The organism is Alistipes intestinihominis (assembly GCF_040095975.1).
GTDB lineage: Bacteria > Bacteroidota > Bacteroidia > Bacteroidales > Rikenellaceae > Alistipes > Alistipes senegalensis.
In genome coordinates this window covers 280,809-305,169 of record NZ_JBBMFL010000002.1, presented here as the reverse complement: position 1 = coordinate 305,169, position 24,361 = coordinate 280,809, and the positions used below count along the sequence as shown (strand labels likewise).

General features: G+C 59.3%; 15 protein-coding genes and 1 pseudogene. 4 read left to right on the top strand and 12 right to left on the bottom strand.

Annotated features, from left to right (window positions below; translation table 11 throughout):
• Positions 1–48 precede the first annotated feature (48 nt).
• The 8 genes from WMO46_RS02780 to murA form a co-directional block, all read right to left on the bottom strand.
• Positions 49–2,289 carry a fimbrial protein gene (locus WMO46_RS02780; RefSeq protein ID WP_349093738.1) on the bottom strand — a complete coding sequence of 747 codons (2,241 nt, stop codon included), beginning with the start codon at positions 2,287–2,289 and terminating at the stop codon, positions 49–51.
• Between the two features lie 12 nt (positions 2,290–2,301).
• Positions 2,302–3,585 carry a sialidase family protein gene (locus tag WMO46_RS02775; RefSeq protein WP_278818072.1) on the bottom strand — a complete coding sequence of 428 codons (1,284 nt, stop codon included), beginning with the start codon at positions 3,583–3,585 and terminating at the stop codon, positions 2,302–2,304.
• Positions 3,586–3,598: 13 nt separating this feature from the next.
• Positions 3,599–5,068, bottom strand: coding sequence for a RagB/SusD family nutrient uptake outer membrane protein (locus WMO46_RS02770; RefSeq protein ID WP_349093737.1), 1,470 nt, complete (start codon positions 5,066–5,068; stop codon positions 3,599–3,601).
• Between the two features lie 23 nt (positions 5,069–5,091).
• The gene (locus WMO46_RS02765; RefSeq protein WP_349093736.1) at positions 5,092–8,319 is read right to left on the bottom strand and encodes a SusC/RagA family TonB-linked outer membrane protein; all 3,228 of its coding nucleotides are present in this window, start codon (positions 8,317–8,319) and stop codon (positions 5,092–5,094) included.
• Between the two features lie 94 nt (positions 8,320–8,413).
• The gene (locus tag WMO46_RS02760; protein WP_242493147.1) at positions 8,414–10,969 is read right to left on the bottom strand and encodes a sodium:solute symporter family protein; all 2,556 of its coding nucleotides are present in this window, start codon (positions 10,967–10,969) and stop codon (positions 8,414–8,416) included.
• 26 nt (positions 10,970–10,995) lie between these two features.
• Positions 10,996–11,910 (bottom strand): dihydrodipicolinate synthase family protein, encoded by a 915-nt coding sequence (locus WMO46_RS02755; RefSeq protein ID WP_276714936.1) that lies wholly within the window; start codon positions 11,908–11,910, stop codon positions 10,996–10,998.
• A gap of 150 nt (positions 11,911–12,060) precedes the next feature.
• Positions 12,061–12,630 (bottom strand): thymidine kinase, encoded by a 570-nt coding sequence (locus WMO46_RS02750; protein WP_129651269.1) that lies wholly within the window; start codon positions 12,628–12,630, stop codon positions 12,061–12,063.
• Positions 12,631–12,650: 20 nt separating this feature from the next.
• Positions 12,651–13,988, bottom strand: a complete 1,338-nt coding sequence (gene murA, locus WMO46_RS02745; protein WP_019151722.1) for a UDP-N-acetylglucosamine 1-carboxyvinyltransferase — start codon at positions 13,986–13,988, stop codon at positions 12,651–12,653.
• A gap of 47 nt (positions 13,989–14,035) precedes the next feature.
• Here murA and WMO46_RS02740 point away from each other — a divergent pair, with 47 nt between their 5' ends.
• From WMO46_RS02740 to WMO46_RS02730, 3 genes are all read left to right on the top strand, one after another.
• Complete coding sequence (locus tag WMO46_RS02740) at positions 14,036–14,212, top strand: hypothetical protein (RefSeq protein ID WP_349093735.1); 177 nt, start codon at positions 14,036–14,038, stop codon at positions 14,210–14,212.
• A 37-nt stretch (positions 14,213–14,249) separates the two neighbouring features.
• Positions 14,250–14,411, top strand: coding sequence for a 50S ribosomal protein L34 (gene rpmH / locus WMO46_RS02735; protein ID WP_010261331.1), 162 nt, complete (start codon positions 14,250–14,252; stop codon positions 14,409–14,411).
• Between the two features lie 189 nt (positions 14,412–14,600).
• The gene (locus tag WMO46_RS02730; RefSeq protein ID WP_129651271.1) at positions 14,601–15,098 is read left to right on the top strand and encodes a GNAT family N-acetyltransferase; all 498 of its coding nucleotides are present in this window, start codon (positions 14,601–14,603) and stop codon (positions 15,096–15,098) included.
• Positions 15,099–15,122: 24 nt separating this feature from the next.
• Here the strand turns inward: WMO46_RS02730 and WMO46_RS02725 are convergent, their stop codons facing one another.
• Positions 15,123–15,686: a DUF4924 family protein gene (locus WMO46_RS02725; protein WP_019151720.1), complete on the bottom strand. Its 564-nt coding sequence runs from the start codon at positions 15,684–15,686 to the stop codon at positions 15,123–15,125.
• Positions 15,686–17,911 carry an inorganic phosphate transporter gene (locus WMO46_RS02720; RefSeq protein ID WP_129651273.1) on the bottom strand — a complete coding sequence of 742 codons (2,226 nt, stop codon included), beginning with the start codon at positions 17,909–17,911 and terminating at the stop codon, positions 15,686–15,688. The genes WMO46_RS02725 and WMO46_RS02720 overlap by 1 nt, the downstream gene beginning before the upstream one ends.
• 278 nt (positions 17,912–18,189) lie before the next feature.
• Between WMO46_RS02720 and WMO46_RS02715 the strand changes: the two are divergent.
• Positions 18,190–18,410: pseudogene (locus WMO46_RS02715) on the top strand (hypothetical protein); the annotation flags it as partial.
• 250 nt (positions 18,411–18,660) lie between these two features.
• Here the strand turns inward: WMO46_RS02715 and WMO46_RS02705 are convergent.
• Together WMO46_RS02705 and WMO46_RS02700 are read right to left on the bottom strand one after the other, a co-directional pair.
• Entirely contained in the window at positions 18,661–22,575 is a 3,915-nt protein-coding gene (locus WMO46_RS02705; RefSeq protein ID WP_349093734.1) for a two-component regulator propeller domain-containing protein, read from the bottom strand.
• Between the two features lie 74 nt (positions 22,576–22,649).
• Positions 22,650–24,359 (bottom strand): hypothetical protein, encoded by a 1,710-nt coding sequence (locus tag WMO46_RS02700; protein WP_129651277.1) that lies wholly within the window; start codon positions 24,357–24,359, stop codon positions 22,650–22,652.
• Positions 24,360–24,361: the final 2 nt, after the last annotated feature.

Genomic DNA, 24,361 nt, shown 5'->3' with positions numbered 1-24,361 from the left:
GCCGGGGAGAGACGCTTCGGGGCGTCTCCCTCCGACCGGTCCGGTTTTTTATTTTTCTTTCACGCAGCGGATCTGCATCGCCTGATTGCGGTAGCCGAGGTCCTCGGTGTCGGCATGAACCTGGGCCGTGCCGATAGCCGGAGCGTACTGGAACGTATAACGGCCTGCCGGACGGAAATAGAGCAGTCCCGAAGCATAGGTCGTGGCCGTCTTCGAATATTGGTTGTCCCCGCCCGTGAACATCGAGCGCGACCAGTAGAATGCGGCGTTGTTCAATTCCACCACGGTTCCCGTGGCGTCGCGGCGTCCGCCGCAGGGGAAGATCAGCGTCTCCACGCCGGGATCGGTTTCATGCTCCGTCCAGAAATTCCGGGCGTCCGCCACCTTGGGGAAGTCGGCCGATGCGTCGGCTTTGAGCCGGTCGATGCGCAGGATATTTTCGCCGCCCGTCATGTAATTCTGTGTATCCTTCTCATGGGTCTTGGTGTAGGAGGGCGGCGTCGTGGTCTGCGTGCCGCCTTTGTTGATCCACAGATAGCGGACGTACCAGGCATCGGCCGTGCCCTTTTGTTTGATGCCCGAGTGGAACATGGTCTCCGTATCCGTCGTGATGGCTCCCGATCCGAAACCTACATAGGGGTGCGTCACTCCGTTCGGAAGCACTTCGGCCGCCTTTTGCTGGCCGTTTGCGAAGATCAAGGCGTTGTTGCGATAGGGCATGACTCCGGCCAGTTCCTCGTAGGTCGGCAGCCGCCATCCGGCGGGGCAGGGATTCGGCGTGACGGATTCCCAGTATTGGTCGAAGGAGCCTTCGACACCCTGGGAGTTCCAGTCTTGCGTTTCGCCCGTGTAGGCGATGAACGCCGGGCTGGCGAGAGCCTCTGCGGGCGTCATCTGCGTCGATACGGTCTCCACGTCGCCGGTTGCGGGGAAGGGCATCGTGCGGCCCCACTGGTAGAGGTAGCCGAAACTGCGCACGTCGTTGGCAAAAGCCTGCGAGGCCCTGAGCGTGGCGCCGATCGAACGGTCCATCCATTCCAGATCGCCGAATTTGATCGTCTTGATGCCTGCGAGACCCTGTTGGACGACCTTGACATTGCAGGTCGCACTGCCGGCGTTGACGGCGAACGATGCCGTCCGGTCTTCGCCGGGATTCTCTTTCAGCGTGCGGATACGGATGGTGCCCTCCTTGACGATGACGGCGTCGTACCAGTCTTCCGATATGGTCCCGATCTCGGCCGCTCCGTCGATGTTGAGGATGTAGCCGATCGTGAAGCCGTAGTTCGGTTCGGGGGTGAAAGGCAGCGTCACGGTGTTCTTGTCCGAGAGCCATTCGCCCGTGATCTGGATGGCGTCCACCTCGGCCGCTCCGCTGAAATCGGGCGACAGCACGGCCGTCACTTCCCCGCCCCGGTTGCGAAGCGTCAGTTTGTAGTCGTAGTCGGCGTAGAGGGTGCTGGCGAGCGTGGTCTTGCAGACGAAGTCGCTCCCCGAGAGAGTGCCTTTCACCGTGACGGCCGTTTGGTTGGCTGCCGCCGGCAGCAGGTAGAAAGCCCCGGCCTCTTCGCCGGCAGCGAGATCGGCGGCTGCGGTGTAGTCGGCGGTCGGCAGATCGACCGAAATGGTCTTTACGAAAGGATAGACGCTCGCCGAGGCTCCCGAAACGGAGACATCCGAGAGGACGATCTCTCCGGGAAGCGGGTTGCGAAGCGATATTTTGGCGACGGTCCGGGCCAGACATACCGGCACATGGGCGTTGGCGGCACTGGCGATGAAGGTCGTGCCGGCCATGACGAAGGGGGCTGCCGGGGCTTTGGGTCCGGCAGGGGTCACGACGACGCTGCTGCGGAAATCGTCGAGCGCCGTGGCCGGGGCGCTTTCGGTCGCTTCGTCGAGCGTGACGAGTGTCGGAAGCGTGACGCTGCCGCCGGCATTGCCCAGCACGAAGACATGTTTCTGCCCCGAGGTCGGAAGCACGATCTGCTCGCTGCCGATGCGGTAGTTTTGTGTTCCGGCGATCTTTTCCGGTTCTGCGGGAACGATTCCCTGCTTGTAGTATTGCAGGGCATTGGTCGTAACGTCGAAAATATAGATGTCGTAGCTCGTGACGGCCCGTTCTTCGGCCGAAGCGGCCGAGCGGGTCGAGATCATCGTACCGTTGACCTGCACTTCGACGCTCATTTCGGCCTGTTGCCGGTTGTTCTCCAATACGCTGTTCTCGTCGTGCAGATTGGGGGAGCATGCCGTGGCGAGGAGCCCGCAGAGGAGGCTTATGATTCGTTTTTTCATGACTCGGAGGGTTTATTCGTTGATGTATTTTGCGATCGTCGCTGCCGGAATCCTGCGGAACGAGATCTGCTCGCTGTAATGCGTCGGTCCGTTTTCATAGAGTATGCCGACGCTGCCGTCGTCGAAGACGACCATGTCCGAATAACCGGATTTGCCGCCGGTGATCTGGTAAACGTCCTCTTTCCAGGTGGCGCAGTCGTCCAGACTGGCCCGGATCGAAAGATGGTCGCGGGTCGTGCTGTTGTTGCTGCTGGCCAGGATGACCGACGAAGGAACGCCGTTCGTATTGTAGTTTACGATCGACCCCTGGCATCCCGGGTCCGTGCGCAGCGGGTTCGGTGTATAACGGCTCCAGGTGATGCCGCCGTCTTCGCTGACGCTCCAGCCGCGCTGCTTTTTGTAGACTCCCGTGCTGCGCATATCGAGATAGATGCGGCCGTCGGACAGTTCGACCGGTACGCACTCGTTGCCGTAATGCAGCTCTTCGTCGAGTTCGAGCATGTGCCAGCTCTCGCCGTTGTCGTCGGAGTAGGCGACGTGCGAACCGTAGTAGTTTTCATCCTCCGAATCCGCGGGCACGGCCGTTCCGCCGAATACCTGATATTTATGATCGCAGCCGACGAGGATGCGTCCCTTGTGTTCGCCGGTCTTCAACTGAATGGCGTGTCCGGGGCCCGCTTTGAAAAAGCCTGTCCACAGGTAGCGGTCGGGGTCCGAATTGCGGTTTTCGGTGAACCACTTGAACGGCCCCGACCAGGTCGCGCCCTCATCGTCGGAGTAGAAACTGACCACGTGGTTGTGGTATCTCTGCGACTCCTCGAACGAGAAGTAGTTGCTTTTGAATTTCGCTTCGGTGGTTCCGGTGCGCGCCCAGCAGCAGAACACCACCAGACGGCCGCTTTCGGTCCAGACGGCGCAGGCGTTTCCGCAGGTGTTGTCCTCGTCGTCGAACAGTACCTGCGAGGGGCCCCAGGTCTGGCCGTCGTCGGTCGAGACCCGGTAGACCAGGTCGATGTCGCCGCCGTCCTTGTTGGTCGAGCCGGTCTCTTCGCGGGCCTCGCAGAAAGCGATCAGCTTGTGCGGGGTCCGGACCAGCCCCGGAATGCGGAAGTTATGGATGCGTTTGGTGGGATAGACGGCTCCCTTGTTTTTCCACAGCACCTGTGTCGTCCCGGCCGAAAGGTCGGTCCCTTCGTCGAGATCGTGGGTCGGCGTGCCGAACTCGAAGGAGTCGCCGCAGGCGGCGGCCGTCAGGGCCAGCACGGGAAGTAGGAGGTTCAGTATTCTGGTTTTCATCGTGGCGTGTTTTTTAGTTGTAACCTACCGTTTGACGGATATTCGGATTTTCGTTCATGCAGGCGGTCGTGATGGGCCACAGCAGGATGTTGGTCTCGTTCTGGCGGCCGCGGAGCGATTCGATCTTCGTGAAGGCGTAGCCCAGGCGGATGTAGTTCCACCAGCTCTTGCCTTCGCCGGCGAACTCTTTCAGATACTCGGTCATCAGCGACTCCTTGAAACTGTGGTAGTCCGAGGCGGTGTAATAGTTGTCGATGCCGTAAGCCCGCTTGGCGACACGGTTGAGGTATGTGAGCGCCGCCGGGACGTTGCCCCGTTCGTTCTCGATCTCGGCCTTGAAGAGCAGCGCTTCGGCATAGCGGTAGAGCGGCAGGTCGGAGATGAAGTAGCGCTTGTTGTCGGCCCACTTGCCGGCGAACTTGTTGACCCACGTGTAGCGGTAACCCTCCTCTTCGTCGGTCCAGTCGCCGTAGCTGACCGGGGTGCGGGTGTCGCGTTCGTCCTTGTAGAGCAGCTCCACGAGGCTCGGCGAGAAGATGAAGCGCTGGTCGTTGGCTGTCATCAGCTTGACGTGCGTTTCGATATGTTCGCTGGCCGAGTGGAAGCGGGTTTGCGGGATGAGATAGGTCTCGGCGTAGCCGCCTTCGTATTCGCCCTGTCCGAAGTGGAGCGTGAGGATGATTTCGGCATTGTTCTTTTTCGTGATGTCGAAGATGTCGGCATAGGAGCCGATCAGGTCGAGCCGTGAATCCTTGAACACCTCGGCCAGAGCTTCGTCGGCGGCCGTGAGTGCGTCGTCGCCGCCTTCGCGGGTCTGGTAGAGCCAGAGATTGTAGTCGGCCTTGAGCATCTGCACGGCGCTGCGCGTGGCGATGGTGCAGTCGGCGGCCGATGCGGGCATCAGGCGGAGCGCATCGTCGATGTCGCGGGCGACCTGTTCGTAGATCAGCGCCGCGTCGCTGCGCGAAGGTTGCAGGTCGTTGTCGCTCGACTCGAAACCCTCCAGAAGCAGCGGTGCGTCGCCCCATACACGGGCGATGTTGTAATAGGTGTAGGCGCGCACGAAATGGGCGTTGGCCAGGATGAGGTTCTTTTGGTTTTCGTCCGAGAACGCGATTCCCGGCACGTGGCGCAGGATGAGGTTGGCGTTGTTGATCGTCGTGTAGCTCGATCCCCAGTTGGTGCCTTTTGTTTCGCTGCTGTCGAGTGCGTTGTTGAACATCTTGTCGGCCGATCCCGAGCCGCCGGCTCCGTTGGTGAAGGTTCCGGCACGGTAGTCGCCCCAGTAGATCATGGCGGTCTGGAACGTTGCGCGGAACTGGTGGTACATGCCGTAGAGGGCTCCCGTGGCGTCGCCTTCGTCGAGCCACATGTTCGAAGTCGTGATCTTGCTTTTCTGGATGATGTCCATGTCGCCCAGGCACGAAGCGGAACCCGCTGAGACCGCGGCGAGCAGCACGAATTGTATGAGTCTGTTTTTCATGACGGTTCTTGCTTGAAGTTGAATTAAAAGATCAGACGTACGCCGAACGAGAAGCGGCGGATCGGGGGATAGTTGTAGTATGCGTTGTCGCCCGATCCTTCGTAGGTGGTCGAAGCTCCCGTTTCGGGCGAAATGCCCTTGACCTCGGTGAGATAGCAGAGGTTGTTGCCCGATACGGTCAGCGTGACGCCTTTCAGGCCGACTTTCGTGAAGAGTTTCGACGGCAGCGAGTATTGCAGCGTGATTTCGCGCAGACAGAGGTAGTCGCCCTTGTAGGTGAACGTGTTGGTCGGACTGCGGTTGTAGTTGTCGTTGCCCCAGTTCGAGTCGTTGGCGTAGAACTTGGCGTACTTGGTTTTGTCGCCGGGCTTTTTCCACGCTTTCAGCACATCCTTGGCCAGCGCGTAGTTGTTGGTGAAGGTGCCGTAGAAGTAGCGCGAATAGGATTCGTCGAAGATCGAGTGTCCCGTGGCCCAGTCCAGATAGAGCGACAGGGTCCAGTTTTTGAGCCGGAACGAGTTCTGCAAACCGCCGGTGAAGGGTGGGACGGTGACTCCCAGACAGAACTTGTCGGCCGTGGTGATCTGTCCGTCGCCGTTCCGGTCGGCCCATTCGTAGTCGCCGACACGTTTGGCGCCTTTCTGGGGCAGGCGCGACAGGGCGTCGTAGTTGGCGTTGGCGGCCTGCTCTTCGGTCTCGATGATGCCCGTGGCGACATAGCCGTAGAAGCGGTTGAGGGGTTCGCCTTCGGCGATGCCGCCGAAGAACGTGCCGTCGCCCAGGGCGATGCCGCCCGTGCGGTTCTTGTCGATCCCGTTGTCGGGCAGTTTGAGCACTTTGTTCTGCTGGTAGCTCAGCACGAGTTTCGACTCCCAGCTGAAATTCTTCTTCACGATGTTGCGGGTGGTCAGTTCCAGTTCATAGCCCCAGAAGCGGACTTTGCCGAGGTTGGTCCAGAACTTCGAGAAGCCCGTCGTGTTGGGCAGCTTTTGTTCGTAGAGCAGGTTGCGCGTGCGCTTGTCGAAGAAATCGGCGCTTACGTAGATGCGGTTTTTGAACAGGCCGGCTTCGATGCCTATGTCGAGCTGGTTCGAGGTCTCCCATTGCAGTCTCTCGTTGGGCATCTCCGAGGGTTTGATGCCCGAATTTCCGTTGTACATGTAGCTGGCGCCGTAGGAACCGTAGGCGTCGTAGATCCCCACCGAGGCGTTGTTTCCGGTCGAACCGTAGCTGGCGCGCAGTTTGAGGAAATTCAGCTGGCGGATGCCGTTGAGCCAGGGCTCTTCGGTCAGCACCCAGCCGCCCGAAATACCCGGGAAGAAGCCCCAGCGGTCGTCTTTGGCGAATTTCGACGATCCGTCCTCGCGGAAGGTGGCCGTCAGCAGATATTTGCCCTTGTAATCGTAGTTGAGGCGTCCGAAGAATCCGATCTGGCATTCGGCCTGCTCCGACGAGGTGATGTCGTCGGGTTCGAAGACCGAGGAGCCGTTGATGGTGGTTACCTTGTCCGAGGTGCCGCCCGATCCGGCCACGCTGACCGTTTCGTAGTCGCGTTTCTGGTAGGAATAACCGCCCATGATCGAGAAGTTGTGATTTTCGGCGAACGTCTTCTTGTAGAAGACGTAGGCTTCGAGCTTCTGGCGTTCGGTCATGGTCTGGCCCCACGACGATTTCCGCGTGGCGTCGAAGACGTTGGCCTTGATGAACTGCTTGGTCTTCGAGTCGGTGCGGAAGAACGAACCTTGCACGTTGGCCGTCAGGCCGTCGATGATCTCCCATCTCAGACCTCCGATGAGCGACAGGTAGTTTTTCTGGTTGCTCCGGTCGTAGTATTTGTCGTAGAAGAGCGGGGTTTGCGACGAGGAGTTGTAACCCTCGACCGGCGTGCCGTCCTCGTAGTAGGCGTTCATCGTCGGCGGATTGGCCAGCGCGCGGGAGATGGTGTTGCGCTGGTTGGCATAGGCTTCGGTGTCGGTGCGGGCGAAATCCACGCCGAAGCTGGCCGTCAGCCGCTTGGTGATCTTGGCGTCGAGGTTGCTCTTGAAGTTCACGCGGTTGTAGCCCGTCGAGAGAGCCACGCCTTCGTCGTCGGTGTATCCCAGGCTGGCCGAGTAGCGGACCCGTTCGCCGCCGCCGTCGATTCCCAGGTAGTAGTTTTGCCACCATGCGCCGTTATAGAGCAGGTCCTGCCAGTCGGTGTCGCGGTACATGATCGTTTTCGAGGGATTGATCGGGTCGGGCATGGTTCTGTATCCGGCGGGCAGCACGTCCGTTGCGGGATCGTAATAGCGGGTCGAGAAGATGCCGTTGGGTTTGTTGCCGACACCGGCCGAGTGGGCTCCGTTCAGGTAGCTCAGGGCGTCGGATGCACGCGAAGGGATGCTCAGGTATTCGGCGACAGCCGTGCGGACGACCTCGATGTATTCGCGGGCGTTCAGGAATTCGATTTCGGTCTCGGTGTCCTGCCAGGCCCAGTTGGCCTCGAACGTGATGCGGGGAGCCTTGTTGTAACCGCCGCGCTTGGTGGTCACGAGGATGATTCCGTTCGAAGCCTTTGCTCCGTAGATGGCCGACGACGCGGCGTCTTTCAGCACGTCGATCGAGGCGATGTCGTTGGGGTTGATGGCCGAGAAGTCGCGTTCGACGCCGTCAACGAGCACGAGCGGGGAGTTCGAGCCGTTGATTGATGAGCCGCCGCGGATCTGGTAGGAGAATCCGCCGCCGGGCGAAAAGTTGGTCTGCGTGACTTTCAGACCGGCGATCTTGCCTTTCAAACCTTCGCCGACGGTCGAAATCGGGATGTTTTGCAGCGCCTCTCCGTCGAGTTTGGCGATCGAGGAGGTCACCGACCGGCGCGACTGTTCGCCGTAGCCGACCACCACGACCTCGTCCACGGCGATCGACTCGGGAGCCAGTTCTATGTCGATGCGGTTTTGCGAACGGGGGATGGCGACCTCCTGCGTCCGGTAGCCGATGAACGATACGACCAGCGTGATGTCGCCGTTCGCCAGGTCGAGTGCGAAGCTGCCGTTCGAGTCCGTGGTGATGCCCTGGGTCGTGCCTTTGACGATGACCGAGGCTCCGACGACGGCCTGGCCCTTGTCGTCCGTGACCCGGCCCGTCAGACGGTGGGTCTGAGCCCAGACGCTCATGCCTGCGAGCAGAAACGCCAGACAGAGGAGGCATCTCGATGCGACGCTCCATCCTCCGTATCCGGAGTCGAAACGCCTCTTGGTAGTAGAGTTTTTCATTTGGCGGAAATTTTTGGTTGCATGATATAGGGTTGGTTGTTATTCATTTGTTTAATAAGACAAATATGCCTGTGAAGAAGCGGTTCCGGCCGGGTTATGTCCGGGGTTTTCGTTTTCCGTAGATGGTCAGCGAATCGGTGTCGCGGTCGCTGCGGGGTGCGCAGAGGCTCGCCAGATAACCGACGATGAAACACGAAAGGAATCCGGTCGTGGAGTAGAGCAGCAGGTTGACATACCCGCTGCGGGCGACGAGAATCTGCACGACGATGCTGGCCGCGATGCCGCACAGGGCGCCGAACGTATTGGCGCGCCGGGTGGTGAGGCCCAGCAGAAACAATCCGCCCAGGCCGCCGAGCAGGATGCCGAGGATCTTCGAGAATTCGTCCCACAGCGATTTGATCTCCCACGAAGCCATCATCAATGCGAATCCTACGCCGACGAGCCCCAGTACGAGGGTGGAGAGGCGTGCCGTGCGCAGTAGCGCGCGGCCGTCGCGTGCCGCGGGGCTGAGTTTGCGGTGAATGTCCGTGACGAAAGCCGTTGCGGCGGAGTTCATGCTGCTGCTGAGCGTTGACATGGCGGCGGCGAACAGGCCGGCGATGATCAGTCCCAGTACGCCCGACGGGAGCTGGGTGCTGATATACCACGGCAGGATGGCGTCGCTGTCGCGGACGGCCATGCTCAGCTCCGTCGGATAGTGGCGGTAGAAGGCCCACAGCGCCGTGCCCACCAGAAAGAAGAGGATGGTGGCCGGAATGGTCAGTGCGGCGTTGACGTAGACGCCTTTGCGGGCTTCGCGTTCGGTGGCGGTGGTCAGGTAGCGCTGAACGATGGTCTGGTCGGTGCCGTAGGTGGTGATGTTGGTGAAGAAGGTTGCGATCAGCACGGTCCACACGGTCGGCTGACGCAGGTCGAAAGCCGTCGATCCGAGGTTGAACTTCCCGGCTTCGGAGGCCGTTGCGACGATGGTTCCGAGATCTTCGGGGAGCTGGAGGCAGACGATGACCAGCACCGTGACGGCGGCGCCCAGGAGCACGACGACTTGCAGGGCTTCGGTCCACGCCACGGCTTCGATACCTCCCATGAGCGTATAAGCGAGGCTCAGGATGCCCATCAGGGTTATGCAGAGGAAGATGTCGAAACCCGTGACGACGTTGAGGGCGATCGACGGCAGCAGCAGCACGACGCCCATGCGTCCGATCTGGAAGAGGATGAAAGCGATGCTGCACAGGATGCGCACGAGGGGATTGAACCGTGCTTCGAGGTATTCATAGGCCGTGGTGACATTGAGCCTGCGGTAGAAGGGGATGAACAGCAGTACGATGACCGGTACGGCCAGCACGATGCCCGAGTTGAAGAGCAGGTAGCTCCAGTCCGTGGCATAGGCTTTGGCCGGAATGGCCATGAAGGTGATGGCGCTGAGCGCCGTTCCGAAGATGCTCAGCCCGACGATGAACCACGGGATGCGTCCCCCTCCCTTGAAGTAGTCGTCGGAGGTCTTCTGGTTTTTCGAGAAGTACCAGCCGATGAAGGCCAGCGAAAGGAAATAGAGGGTGATGACGCCGATGTCGAGCCCCGTCAGGCGGTGGATGGTGCTTTGAAGCGTTCCCCGCAGCAGGACGGGGGTGCGCACGCCCGGGCGGATTTCGCCGCTCGTGATCAGGATGCCGTCGTCGTCCGGGAGAACGTTCGTCGTGACCGGAAGGTCGATTTCATCGGAGACAGGAACTTCCGTAAGGGTTTCCGTGATCGTGTGGTAGAGCCGCAGCATCCGGTCGTCGGAATTGGTTCCGTTGCGGCCGCCGATCAGCAGAATGTGATTGGTGCCGAATGGCGCCGCCGTTCCGGCCATGACCGGAAATTCCCCTGCGAGGCGGTCCCAGCTCCCGAGCCGCGGGTTGTAGCGGTACCCGTCTTTGTGAACGGTCCAGGGCGAATCGCCCGAGAAGTCGCGGCCGCTGAACAGGTAGAAACAGTTGTCGAATCCGTCGCTTTGCGAGGCCGCTACCGCAAACGCCCGGGCCGGCCCGGGCCACGGCGGCAGCTCCTGCCATCCGCGTCCGCGGTCGTGGAGATCGAGCATGAAGAAGTCGCGGGTGGCGGCGGTTCCCCCCCCCACCTGTTCGATGCCGCCGGCCACGTAGATGCGGTGGCCGACCAGAGCTCCTGCGGCATTGGCCAGGGGACGCGGGAGCGAGGGCCAGGGCGTGAAACGGGGCCGGTCGCCGTCGAGTGTCAGAAGCGATACCTGATCCGTGCAGTCCGAGGCGTCGCAGCCGCCGATGCAGAGCACGCCTTCGGGCAGTGTGACCGAGATTCCGTAGGCCCGGGGTGCAGGCAGGGCGTCGCGGATGACTTGCCAGCCCCGGGAGGCGTCGTAGAGGTATAAATCCCGGTGATAACGTTTCTCTCCGTTCGCCTCGGGGGTGCGGTCGGGGAAGTTGGCGCCGCCTGCGATCAGCAGTTTCCCGTCGATACGTCCCGAAAAGACACCGGCTATTCCGATGTTGGGCGTCCCGTCGAGTTGCGGCAGGCTGAGTGAGGTGTCCCAGCGGATGACATCGGTTTCCGTCAGCTGCGTCGCGGGGACCCCGGCCGTCGAAACTGCCGTGCCGAGGAGCAGGAAAAGGGTCAGTGTCAGGTTTTTCATAGGTCGGAAGAGGTTGGCGGGTGTCGTTATTTCGCAAAGCCGATCCGGTCGAGCTCTTCGCCCAGCTGGTGCATCTCGGACTCGGTGTAGGGTGCGAAGGGCAGCCGGCAGTCGCCGCAGTCTATTCCCAGATGGTTCATGATGGCTTTGCCGCCGCGGACGCCGCCGCCGTGACGGATGATGACGTGCACGATGTCCACCGATTCCTGCTGGAAGGCGCGGGCGCGTTCGATGTCGCCTGCGAGGAATGCGTCGTAAAGGTTCCGGTAGGTGGACAGCGAATAATTATAGGTGCTGCCCACGCCTCCGCGGGCGCCTGCGGCCATGCCGCAGAGCAGCATTTCGTCGAAACCGTTGAGAATGTCGAAACGCCCGTCTTCGAGACGGATACATTCGAGCATCTCCATGAAGTTATTCGAGGTGAATTTGATGCCGTTCAGGTTGGGAATCGCGCGCGAGCCTTTTTCGAGGAACTCCTTCATCGGCAGGTTGACGCCCGTTACCGAAGGCATGTGGTAGGTGTAGAACGGAATCGGATCGACGGCTGCGGCGATCGGCTTGTAGAAGTCCACGAGCTCCTCGACGGATGCGGGTTTGAAATAGAACGGAGCGATGGCGCCTACGGCGTCTACTCCCTGTCCGGCGGCGTGGCGCGCGAGTTCGATGCAGTCGGCCTGACAGGTGCCGCCTACGTGCGCGATGACGCGCATGCGGCCTGCGGCGGCTTTGACCCACGCTTCGAGGACGCTTTTGCGTTCGGCGACGGTCATCGAGGTGCATTCGCCCGTCGAACCGCAGACGAATACGCCGTCGGCACCGTCGGCGGCGAGTTTGTCGGCATAGGGCCGGATTTGCGGGAGGTTGATTGCGCCGCTCTTGTCGAACGGTGTGAATACGGCTGGAATGAGTCCGGAGAGTTTGATCATGGTATGGGCGTTCATAAGTTTTTTTAATAATAGACTGAATAATCCTATTTGTATGACAAATATAGTGAGATAAAATGAAAATCCAAAAAAGTCGGATGTTTTTTCGGATTTTCAGGGAATTTTCTGCGTAGGGCGTTTCCGCGAGCGGCCGCCGACCGACGACGGCTACGGTTTTTCGGTCAGTTTGTTGAAGCAGTGGCGGCAGATCGCTTCGTAGGAGTCCTGGGCGCCCAGCATCACCTGCTTCTCGTCGCTGGTGAGACGGTGCGAATGGTGGGCGAGGTTGCCGCAGCGCACGCAGATGGCGTGCACCTTGGTGACGTACTCCGCCGTGGCCATCAGCGCCGGCATCGGGCCGAAGGGCTTTCCGGTGTAGTCCATGTCGAGTCCCGCGACGATCACCCGCACGCCGTTATTGGCCAGCTGGCGGCATACGTCCACGATGCTGTCGTCGAAGAACTGCGCTTCGTCGATCCCCACCACATCGACGTCGGAGGTCATCAGCAGGATGTTCTGCGGCGATTCGACCGGCGTGGAGCGGATGGCGTTCGCATCGTGCGACACGACCTCCTCCTCGGAGTAGCGCACGTCGATGCGGGGTTTGAAGATCTCGACCCGCTGGTGGGCGAGTTTGGCCCGTTTGAGGCGGCGGATCAGCTCTTCGGTCTTTCCCGAGAACATCGAGCCGCAGATAACTTCGATCCAGCCTTTGCGGCTGGCGTTTTCCAAAAACATAAGCTGTAAGAATCCTTTATTTATAATCCTCCCGTCTTAAGGGAGTCGCATTCGTCCACGCGGGTGATCCGGGCTCCGAGGGCGTTCAGGCGTGCGTCGATGTCCTTGTATCCGCGGTCGATCTGGTCGATGTTCTGGATCGTCGAGACTCCTTCGGCCGACATGGCTGCGATCAGCAGCGCCACGCCCGCACGGATGTCGGGCGAGGTCATGCGCGTGGCCCGAAGGCGCATCTGATGGTCGTGGCCGATAACCGTGGCGCGGTGGGGGTCGCACAGGATGATCTGCGCCCCCATGTCGATCAGCTTATCGACGAAGAACAGGCGGCTTTCGAACATCTTCTGGTGGATCAGCACGGCGCCCTTGGCCTGTGTGGCCACCACCAGGAAGATCGAAAGCAGGTCGGGCGTCAGTCCCGGCCACGGGGCGTCGGCGATGTTCATGATCGACCCGTCGAGGAACGTCTCGATGCTGTAATGGTCTTGCTGGGGGATGTAGATGTCGTCGCCCCGCTGTTCGAACCGGATGCCCATGCGGGCGAACTGTGCGGGGATGATGCCGAGATTTTCGAACGACACGTTGCGAATCGTCAGCTCCGAGCGGTTCATCGCGGCCATGCCGATGAAACTGCCCACCTCGATCATGTCGGGCAGCAGCGTATGTTCCGTGCCGCCCAGTTCGCCGACGCCCTCGATCGTGAGCAGGTTCGAGGCGATGCCCGAGATGCGGGCGCCCATGCGGTTGAGCATCTTGCACAGCTGCTGGATGTAGGGTTCGCACGCAGCGTTGTAGATCGTCGTGAATCCCCGGGCCATCACGGCGGCCATGATGATGTTGGCCGTACCCGTCACCGAGGCTTCGTCCAGCAGCATGTAGGTTCCCCGCAGCTCCCGGCCCTCGACCATGAAGAACTCGTCGGCAACGTCGAAGTTGAATTTCGCGCCGAGTTTCTGGAATCCGATGAAATGGGTGTCGAGCCTGCGGCGGCCGATCTTGTCGCCGCCCGGCTTGGGGATGTATCCCACGCCGAAGCGCGCCAGCATCGGGCCGATCAGCATGACCGAACCCCGCAGGCGGGTGCAGCGCTGGCGGTAGTCGTCCGACTGGAGGTATTCGAAGTCGATGTCTCGGGCGCAGAAGGCATAGGCATCCTCCGCGAGTTGTTCGACGACGACGCCCATGCGCCGCAGCAGTTCGATGAGCTGCATGACATCGAGAATCCGGGGAATGTTCCGCACGACGACCCGCTGGGGGGTCAGCAGCGTGGCGCAGAGTATTTGCAGAGCTTCGTTCTTGGCGCCCTGGGGCGTGATCGCTCCGTGGAGACGGTGTCCGCCTTCGACTTTGAATATGGCCATAAGTTAGAGTATCGTTACGAGTCCAAAGGTAGTAAAAAGCCGGGAGGATGCAAAACAAAATTGCGGGCGGTCCGGCAAAACGTTCCGGCTTTCTAAAAGTGCCGTTACGGCACCGTTACGGCACCGAAGTTCGTGAGATTTCGGGCTTTTTGTCCGGCTTTTCGAAATATTTTCGTGAAAAACTTTTGCGGATAACTTTTTTGTTGTACTTTTGCAATCCGTAAAAATGTCTGAAACAATAAAAACTATATAGCTATGGCAATGAAGAGAACATACCAGCCTTCGCGTCGCAAGCGTATCAACAAGCACGGTTTCCGCGCTCGTATGGCTACGGCCAATGGTCGCAAGGTGCTGGCTGCGCGCCGCGCAAAGGGTCGCAAGAAGCTGACCGTATCGGACGAATCGACGTTCAAGTACGCTTAGTTTCTCTGCGGAGAAGAATTGAGGCCGGCTCTATTAAGGGCCGGCCTTCTTTCATTTCCGGTTTTACAGGGCACCTTTCGTACTTCGTTCGCGGGCCGAAACAGTCACATACTTCTGTATGCTCCTGCTTCGTTCCGCTTCCCGAAGCACAAAATTTGTCCCTCTGAAATCAAAAATTGGATTTTGTTCATGCTTACCATCCGACAAGCCTCCGAAACCGATTGCCCGTTGATCCGCCGCATGGCGGAAGAGGCATTTCCGGCCACCTACCGCGAGATTCTGACCCCCGCGCAGCTGGATTATATGATGGAGTGGATGTACTCCGACGCGAGCCTACGGGAGCAGTTCCGTGCGGGCCACGTCTGGTTCATCGCCTCGTCTGACGGCGAGCCGTGCGGCTATCTTTCGGTCGAACGGCAGGGCGAGACGCTTTTCCATTTGCAGAAAATCTACGTCCTGCCCCGTTTTCAGGGCATCGGCGCCGGGGCGTTCCTCTTCCGGCACGCCGTGGAGTATATCCGGAGCGTGCAATCCGTGCCTTGTCTGATGGAACTCAACGTCAACCGCCGCAATCCCGCCCTGCATTTTTACGAACGCATGGGCATGCGCCGGCTGCGCGAAGGGGACTTCCCCATCGGCGGCGGTTACTACATGAACGATTATATCATGGGGTTGGAGATACGATGAAGGGTTGGCCGCGGCCGACCCTCTCTATTTCCCGTCCGTCTTGAACAGGTCCACTTCGCCCCGTTCGACCTTGCCGTACATGTCGGCCAGTTCGGCGATCACCGGGGAGATGTATTCGAGCGTGTCCGTGACGGCCTGTTTGCCGCCCTCGCCCTTGATGCGGTAGAGCATGGCGGCGTAGAGGGCCCGGAAGCAGAGTTCCGTGTCGCTCATCCCCGGATTCCCCAGTACGGCGCGCAGGCGCGGCAGCTCGGGTTCGAGATGTGCGTAGGTGGCGCGGTAGTGCTCGCCCACGGGGAGTTTCATCAGCTGGAGGTGCAGATCGTGCATGTCCTGAATCAGGTGCAGCGTGTGTTCCAGATGCCCCTTCTCCTCCTTGCCCTCCTGCCGGAGCAGGTTCGCAAGGTCCATGTACCAGAGCAGGAATACATGCTTTTGCTCCTCGCCGATGTCCTTGCGGGGGGCGATGAGCGTCGAAAAGATCGCTTCGGGACTGAATTGCAGCGCCCGGAGCAGGTCTTCCAGCTGCCACAGATAGAGAATGTATTCGGCGATGTTCTCCCGCCGTTTCGATTTGGCGATGTCCATTACTTGATCCAGGTTTTGGGCCCCGTGAGGTGTTTGAGGAAATATTGCTGCGATTTCAAAAGGTTGCGCGATTGCAGCACCATGTTCTTTGTCTCGGTCAGGATCGTCAGGTAGAGCATCGAGGCTTTGGTGTTCGAGCGGGCCTCGTTGATGCGCGTGAGTTCGGATTTGATCGCGTCGGCGATCGACTCGAACAGCTGGTCGCGCATCGTCAGCACCGTTTCGATCTCCGAGAAATCGCCGTCGCGCAGCATCAGGTTGATGTGGCGGTAGATCGACTCCACGTCGTCGTTGATCGCCATCAGGTCCTTGGCCTGCTCTTTCGACAGCCCTTCGTGGTTGTTGTCGATGTGTTCGAACGCCGGGCGGGTGATGTGCATCAGCGCCTTGGTCATTTCGTTGAGGTAATCCACCACCTGCACGTAGTAGTGGGCCGTGTTGACATCGCCGCCCTGGAGCTTCTTGAGCGTCGGGAGCAGCGAATATTTGCGTTCGCGCGACTGGTAGAAGAGGTCGTTCGACTCCTTGACCATGTCGCGCAGGACCTTGCGGTTCTCCTTGAAGACGGCGATCAGCGTGCGGTCGTAGATCTTCGTGGCGCACTCCATCGTGCGGCACACCTCGTCGCGCAGGTTGGCGATGATGTCCTCTTTGGTTTCGGCCTGCTCCTTGACGATGTTGCTCTCCTTGTTCTTTTTGAGGAAGTTGCTGTGGACGAGCATCCAGCCGCAGAGCAGCGTGATGACGATGAAGACCGGCGTTCCGCCGTAGATCAGCGCCAGCCCCACGACGAAGGCGATGAGGAATCCGCCCAGCGCCGTGACGAACCATCCGGCCACGACGGTCATGACGCCCGAAATGCGGTACACGGCGCTTTCGCGGCCCCAGGCACGGTCGGCGAGCGACGAACCCATCGCCACCATGAAGCAGACGTAGGTGGTCGAAAGCGGGAGTTTGAGCGACGTGGCCATGGCGATCAGCAGGGCCGAGGTCGTGAGGTTGACCGTGGCGCGGATCATGTCGTAGGGTGCGCCGCTGTGTTCGACATCCTCGTATTCGAAACGGCGCGAGATCGCCTCCCGCAGGTGCTTGGGGACCACGCGCTCGACGCCGGCGCTGACGTTGAGGGCCGCGCGGACGATCGTCCGCGAGAAGACCGACGAGCCGTATTGCTGCTGGCCTCCGTCGTCCTGCGCCGAGAGCGAAAGTTCGGTTTCGGAGACGTGCATGGCCTTTTTCGAGGTCCACAGCGTGAGGATCATCAGGACGCCTGCGGCCAGCAGGATCAGGAAGTTGGCCGGAACGTTCTCGTTCAGGGCTCCCATGAGCATCTGCGTGTCTCCCGTCTCCCGGGCGATGGAGTAGGCGTCGAATCCGGCGACGGGCACGCCGATGAAGTTCACCAGGTCGTTGCCCGCGAAGGCCAGCGCCAGGGCGAACGTTCCCGACAGGATCGTGATGCGCAGGATGTTGATCTTGAACCGCTGGATGAAGAACAGCAGCAGGGAGCAGACGACCCAGCAGATGAACAGGGCTGTCGGCAGGTGGCTGTCGATCAGTTGGACGAAGGTGTTGTGGGCGAGGATGGATTTCAGCCCCTTGAAGACGGCGAAATAGACGATCGCCGTGAGCGAGGCGCCGCACCAGAGCGAGCCGTAGCGGCGGAACACCGCCGTGTAGCGGAACGAAAAGATCATGCGCGAGATGTACATGACCAGCGTACCGCAGGTGAAGGCGATGACGACCGACAGCAGGATGGCCGAAACGATACCCATGGCGCGCGAGGTGTTGATGTATTGTCCGAGCGAGGAGACGCCCTGCGCGGGGTCGTTGGAGATTTTGTAGATCGACACGGCGATTGCGGCTCCCAGCAGGCAGAAGATCAGCGACACGGTGGTCGAGGTCGGGAGTCCCCACGAGTTGTAGAGGTCGAGCAGGATGACGTTTGCGAACATGACGCCCAGGTAGAGCATCATCACTTCGTGGAAGGTGAACAGTCCGGGGTTGAACATGCCGCTGCGGGCGACCTCCATCATGCCGCTCGACGTGACGACGCCGATGATGATGCCGACCGAAGCTACAGTAAGAATGACCTTCATCGAGGCGGCTTTGGAGCCGATGGCGGAGTTGAGGAAATTGACTGCGTCGTTCGTGACGCCGACGAAAAGACCGGAAATAGCCAGAATGCCCAGAATGCCGACAATGACGGTGTAAATTTCGCTCATGTTGGGGTTTTAGTGCAAATTGTGAACAAATTTACGCCATTTTTTCCGATGAAACGGATTCGTAACTCATTGTTAACATTAACTTAACATACCCCGGGCAATAAGCCGTCCGCGCCTCGTAATTCGAAATGCAGCGGACCCTTGCAAGGTTCGGTATTGGTAGGTAAGGGAAAGTGCAGAGGTATTTAATTCTCTTTTCTGCATATGCTCCGAGCAATAAAATTGCAAATTCGGGCAGGTTTAACGGTAAGTCGTGTACTCTCTGTTACCTGCCCGAAATGCTTTGTTTCGCATTGAAGTATTTGTTTTTCAAGTTCTTATATTTTATAGGCCGTATCGCGATCAACGGTACGATGTCGCAGTTCAACTGCAAACTTTCGGTTCGTTCCGGTCTTTGGGATGCAAGGCCACGGGTAAAAGCCTCGAACAGCGCATCAACGAGAAGCAGGAAAATATCAAAACCAATATCGGCAAGCAGTATCAACGGCTCTGTGACCGTTCATTACGATTAAAATCCAGTCCCTCCGTCATAGCCTCGTCAATGCGGGTCGTAGGCCATACTGATGCGTCCGAAAAGACGGTGTGTATGTGCAACTCTCCTTTAAGGGTCTTATATCCGTCGATGTCGGGAATGACGATCCGATGAGTATAGCCTCGATCGAAAAAATATTGCAAATGGAATTGGCAGCAACCTTTGGAATGGATGTTTAAGTGCAAAAAAGTCATTCTGATTCATTGTATACGAGACATTATGCTTCGTTCTGGGGCTGCTGGATGAAATCTTTCGGGCGCATGCCGAATTGTTTCGTGAAACATTTTGCGAACCACGACATGCTGCTGAATCCGGTCAAATAGCAAACCTCGCTGATCCGGTATTCGCCGGTGCGAAGTAACTGTGCGGCTGCTTTCAGCCGTACCAACTGAATGTATTCGTTGGGAGAAGTTCCGGTCAGCCCTTTCAGTTTCCGTTGCAGGCTGGAGCGGCTCAACGCCATTTTCTCCACGAGCAAGTCCACCGAGAGTGTTTCGCAGGTGAGGTTTTCTCGAATGATACCGGTCAGTCTGTTCAGCCATTCCCGGTCATTGCGCCCCATGTCATCTTTTTCATACTGAAAATTCGGCCGCGACGCAAAGTGGCGGAAAGCCCGTTTCCGGTTCTCGAGCAGACTCTCCACCGTCGCCTTGACGTAACTTAGCGAAAAGGGTTTTTCGATATAAACGTCGGCCCCGTATTCCAGTCCCTTGATCTTCGAGTCCACGGAGTCTATCACCGAGAGTAGGATGAACGGGATGTGGCACAGCATTTCGTCGTTACGGACCTTCATCAGCAAATCGAAACCGTCCATTTCGGGCATCAAGGCATCGCTGATGATCAGGTCGCACGCTTGTTTTTCGAGGATGGCGAGGGCCTCGGCGCCGTTTTTCGCCGAAAGGACATCATAGATGTCCTCGAAATTCTTGACCAGGAACTCCCGCAGGTCGGGAGTGTCCTCTACGATCATGATGTGGAAAGGCTTCGCTTCCGGGTTATCGGCTGGTTCTTCAGCTGGTTCGGGGATGCTGATTTCCCCCCCCCTTGCAGATTCTCCGGAATCCGGGATTTCTACCGTAAGTTCACAGCCCGAGATGGTGTGGCGATCGACATACACCCGGCCGTTGTGCTTTTCGGCGAGGAGTTTCACCAGGCTCAATCCGATTCCGAAGCCCTTGCCCGAATCGGGGTTCTTCTGGTAGAAGAGGTCGAACACCTTTTCCTGGATGCGGGGCGGGATGCCATCCCCATCGTCCCGGACCGAGAGCCGGAGCGTTCGTCCCCGGTCGTCGTTTAGGATGCGGAGGGCGACCACGACCGTCGAGCGGGCGTATTTCAGGGCGTTGGCGAGCAGGTTGCTCAAGATCTTGGTGAAGGCTTCGCTGTCGGCATAGAACAGGACGTGCGCGTCGGGGCAGTCCGTACGGATGGCGATTTTTTCGGTCGAGTTGCGGAACCGCGCAACGGTCTCTTCGACCAGCAGGCTGATGTCGGTTTCGCGGCAGTTCAGTCGGAACCCCTCGTTGTCCACTTTCCGGAAATCGAGCAGCTGGCGGATAAGTTCGAGCAGTCGGTCCACATTCCGTTTCATGAGGTTGAGGTTGTCGGTTACAGCGCTGTCCCATTTCCCGGTTTCGATGATTCGTTCGAGTGGGGACTTGATCAGCGTGACTGGTGTCTTGATTTCGTGCGCCACCTGTGTGAAGAACGCCATTTTGGCCTGTATGAGGTCTTTTTCTTTTTTCTCGTTCTGCCGTCGGAGAATACCCCAGACTACACCGACGATCATCAGTACAATCAGGATGAAGTAGACGCTTTTCGCCACGGGACTCAGGAAAGGATGGGGCTGGACACTGATTTCCAGGCTGCGGGTCGCATTGCTCCAGTAGCCGTCGTTGTTGCAACCCCGCACCCGGAAGGTGTAGCGGCCCGCAGGCAGTTTCATGAACGACACGGAGTGCTGGTCGGTGTAGACCCAGTCGCTGTTGAGCCCTTCCAGTTTCCACGCATAGCGGTTCTGCCCCGGCGCCACGTAGCTCAGGCACTCGAAATCGATATCGAAGGAGATCGTTTTACAGGGAATGCGCAGGTTTCCGTCGGGGAGGATATGCCGCTCCAAACCGACCGGGAAACTGTCAGTCCGGTACATGCGGACCGACGAAATGACGATCTCCGGCTGGACCTTGTTGACCGAGATATTGAACGGCGAGAAACAGTTGAAGCCGTTTATTCCTCCGAAGAAGAATGTTCCGTCCCCGGTCTTGTGCGATGACCGGAAATTGAACTGGTTGCTCTGGAGTCCGTCTTCGATCGTGTAGCGCGCGCAGGTGTGCAGCTGAGGGTTGTATTTGAGGATGCCTTGGTTGGAGGAGAGCCACAGGTTGCCCGCTCTGTCGTCCAACACGCCGTAGTAGATGCCGTTCGGCAGGTTGTCGTCGGTACCGAAGTTCTCGAAACCATCCGTCAGAGGATCGTAGCGGCAAATACCGGCGCTTTCGCCGCAGAACCAGACCTGCCCTCCGGTGTCAACGTAGACCCGGATGTACCTGTCGGTGGCGGGCGAATGTGGATCGAGTTCGTCGTGATGATAGTTTTTCCAGGTCCCGTCGCTGGGCGAATAGCGGTATATCCCGCTCACCTTACTGGCGACCCAGATATTGCCCCCGGTGTCCTCGGCGATGTCGTATATGAATTTCCCCTCGGTAATTTTCACCCGGGAGAACTTTCTCCGGCGTTTGTCGAAGGTGCACATGCCGGACATCGTCCCTACGTAGAGGGTTTCATCACTCGCCCGGAAAATGACGTAAACATAGTCGTTGCACAAGGAGGTGGAATCTCCTGGAATGTTCCGGTAGTTGATGACCTTTCCGGTCCGGAGGTTCATCAGGTCCAGCCCCTGCGAGAAGGTGCCGATCAGTAGGTCGTCCCCGTCCATGCAGAGGGCATGCAGGTTGTTGTGGCTCCGGATCGTGTGGTTGGTGAATTTCCGGTTGCGGATGTCGAAATGGTTCAGACCTCCATTTTCAGTTGCGATCCAGAGACCTCCCCGGCCATCGTCGCAGAACTGGCTCACGGCATTGCCGTCGAGCGACTCCGGGTGGCCGTCGTCGTAGTACCACAGAATTTCGCTTTGCCGGGGCGAACGGTAGTTCACACCGCAGAAATAAGTCCCGATCCAGATGCCGCCCTCGCGGTCTCGGAAACACCGGTAGATGCTTTCGTCTGCGAGGTCGTCTCCGGAGACCGACCAGACGCCGTTCTTGCGGCTGAAGAAAAAGAGGCCGCTGTCCGAACCGATCATGTAGCGGTTCATGTCCCGTCGGAAAATCGTGTGGATACGCGTAACGGAGAGTTTCCTCCCCTCGGCGTCGATGGCTGGAAACTCGGTGAACCGGTTCGTGAGGATATCGAACTCGCCGAGGTAGCCGTTCTGCATGCCGATCAGCAATTTCCCCTCCTCGGCTTCGACGATGGCCGTGATCTCGTTGTCTCCCAGCAGGGAGCTCTCCGGCTTGGGTTTCATGCCCGGGCTGAAGCGATCGGTTTTGCGGTGGTAGCGGTAGAGTCCGGTGGTTGTCCCGACCCAGATCTCGTCGCCGTTGTCTTTGAAGATGGTGCGGATGCCGCGATACGTGCTGCCACCGTTCTCCTCCAGTTCGTAGTGGAAAAGGCGGCCGATGCGTTCGTTCCAGCGGAACAGTCCGTCGTCGGTTCCAATCCATAGGTCGCCCAGTGGGTCGTACAGCAGGCTGATGCAATTTTCGATGCCTTTCCCTTCGCTATTCCGGGCGTCGAGCCGCGTTAGGCTCTCGTCTCGCGGGTCGAAAAGCATGAGGGCTTCGGTACACCCCAGCCAAATGCGGATTCCGTCCGAATGGGGCAGAATGACATCGATGTTGAGGTGCTCGCCGGAGAACGACGAGCCGAAAACGTCGAACCGATAGCCGTTGAACCGGTTGAAGCCGTCTTTCGTGGCAAACCACATGTAGCCTCGACTGTCCTGGCAGATGTCCTTCACGCTGTTGTCGGACAGTCCGTTTCTTACATCGTACCGCCGGTAGGGATTGATCGCCGATCCGGGAAGGGCTGTTGTCAGGAGCAGGACCAGAAACGCTATGTAGGTCTTCGTCATCGAAAAAATGTCGGATTGATGGCACAAGATACCGAAAAATATCCGGTTTCGGGAATTTCGGACTGCCTCCCGTGTCAGCGTGAGGGCGGAACGTTTGCGGGAAATCCGGCAGTCTCCCCAGTGAGTTTCGCCATTCGGAGTAGCGTGAGAATGGAGGCGTAGGTACAGTTGACCCAGAAACCCCGTATCCGGTTCTTACTGCCTTCGCGCACGTCGAGCGACGTGGGGATCAGCCCGTCCAGCGCATTTTGGACTACGGTGAGGTTGTCCGCCAGCGCTTTGGCCTTGGCGAAAGCCAGCCGGTCGCCCGTCGCCTCATAGAGATCCAGTAGGGCGTTCGCCACCACGCACGTACTGTTGTCAACCGGAACCCGGTAGCCGTACTGTTCGTAGACGCAGGGCGTACAGAGCGTCCGAACACCGTCGTTGTCGGGCAACACGTCCCAGCATACGAACTGGTCTTCGCTGAAACGGATCAGATCGACGGCGTCTGCCAGTTCCGCGGCCGTGCGGCCGCGCTTTTTGAGCAGCCACGAGGCGTAGGGCGCCGAGGCGCAGTTGGTGAGGTTCTGGTAGGGCTGTTGCCCGAGAACGGTCATATCCTCGAACTGCCCGGTCATGTCGAAACTTTCGAGCGCGCTGCGACGCATCCACTCTGCCGCCCGGGAGAGGCAATCGCGGTAGCGGGTGATGCCGTACCGGTTTTCAAGACGTTCGAAATACTCCATGAGCGGAGTGAGCATCGCCTTGCAGCCGTTGACCGGTTCCCCGGTCTCGAAATCGACCTTGATCGGGAACGAGCCGTCGGCGTGTTGCAGTTTGGTGTAGGTTTCCGCGATGGCCAGCGCCCGGTCGTAGTAGATACGGTCGCCCGTTGCGTCGTAGAGGTCGAGGAAAGCGTTTCCGGCGGTGCAGGCTTCCATGATCATTGTCTTGCCCCGGTTTTCAGCCCGCGACGAGGAGATCAGGTCGGAGTAGTAGGTCGGCGGGAAGAAAGCCAATGGGGTGCCCTCGGGGCGGCTTTGGTCCATTAGGAACCGGGCCGCGTTCCGGGCGACGGCGAGCGCCTCCTCCCGGTGCGTGGGCAGCAGTTTCGCAATCAGCACCTCCAGCTGAATCGTGGCTCCCACGATTTTGCATGCGTAGGTATTGTGGCGATAGGTCATGTCCGGCTCCGCGGCGGTGAGCCAGTGCCGGATCGCCGGGAGTTCGTGGATGTGCAGGGCTGCCATGCGCGCCGCTTCGGCGTAGGGCCTTACGTTGCCGTTGTAGGGCGGCCGGAAGGGGAAGTCCCGCAGGAATTCCCGCTCCCCGGCCTTTCCCAGGATCCGTCCCGAGGCGTCCAGCCCCTCTGCCGTGACCTGTACCCGGCCTACCGGAATGTCGTTCCACACCGGAGCGAGGCTTTGTTGGGGAGAATCCGCCTCGAAACTCCACGAACGTCCTGTTGGAACGCCCGGCCCGAGGACCCGCCGGGGTTCGGGATCTTCGGTCGGGGCGTCCTTGCGGTAACGGGGCGACTCGACCATCGAGGTCCCGAGGTGCGAGACGGTGAAGCGGTATTTCACCGCGTTTTCCACCGGTTCGAACCCGAAGGCCGGGGCGTAGATGAACTTTGTTGCGAAGGCGTTCCAGAAGGGATTTCGCCCTTCGTATCCGGGCCGGATTGGGTTGAGGTATTCCCGCATGGCGGCCCGGTGCAGCCGTTCGGTCTCGGTTCCGCCGCAGGCGCAGGCCAGCAGGCCCGTCACGGCGGCGATCAGGAGTAGGATCTGGTGTCGCATTT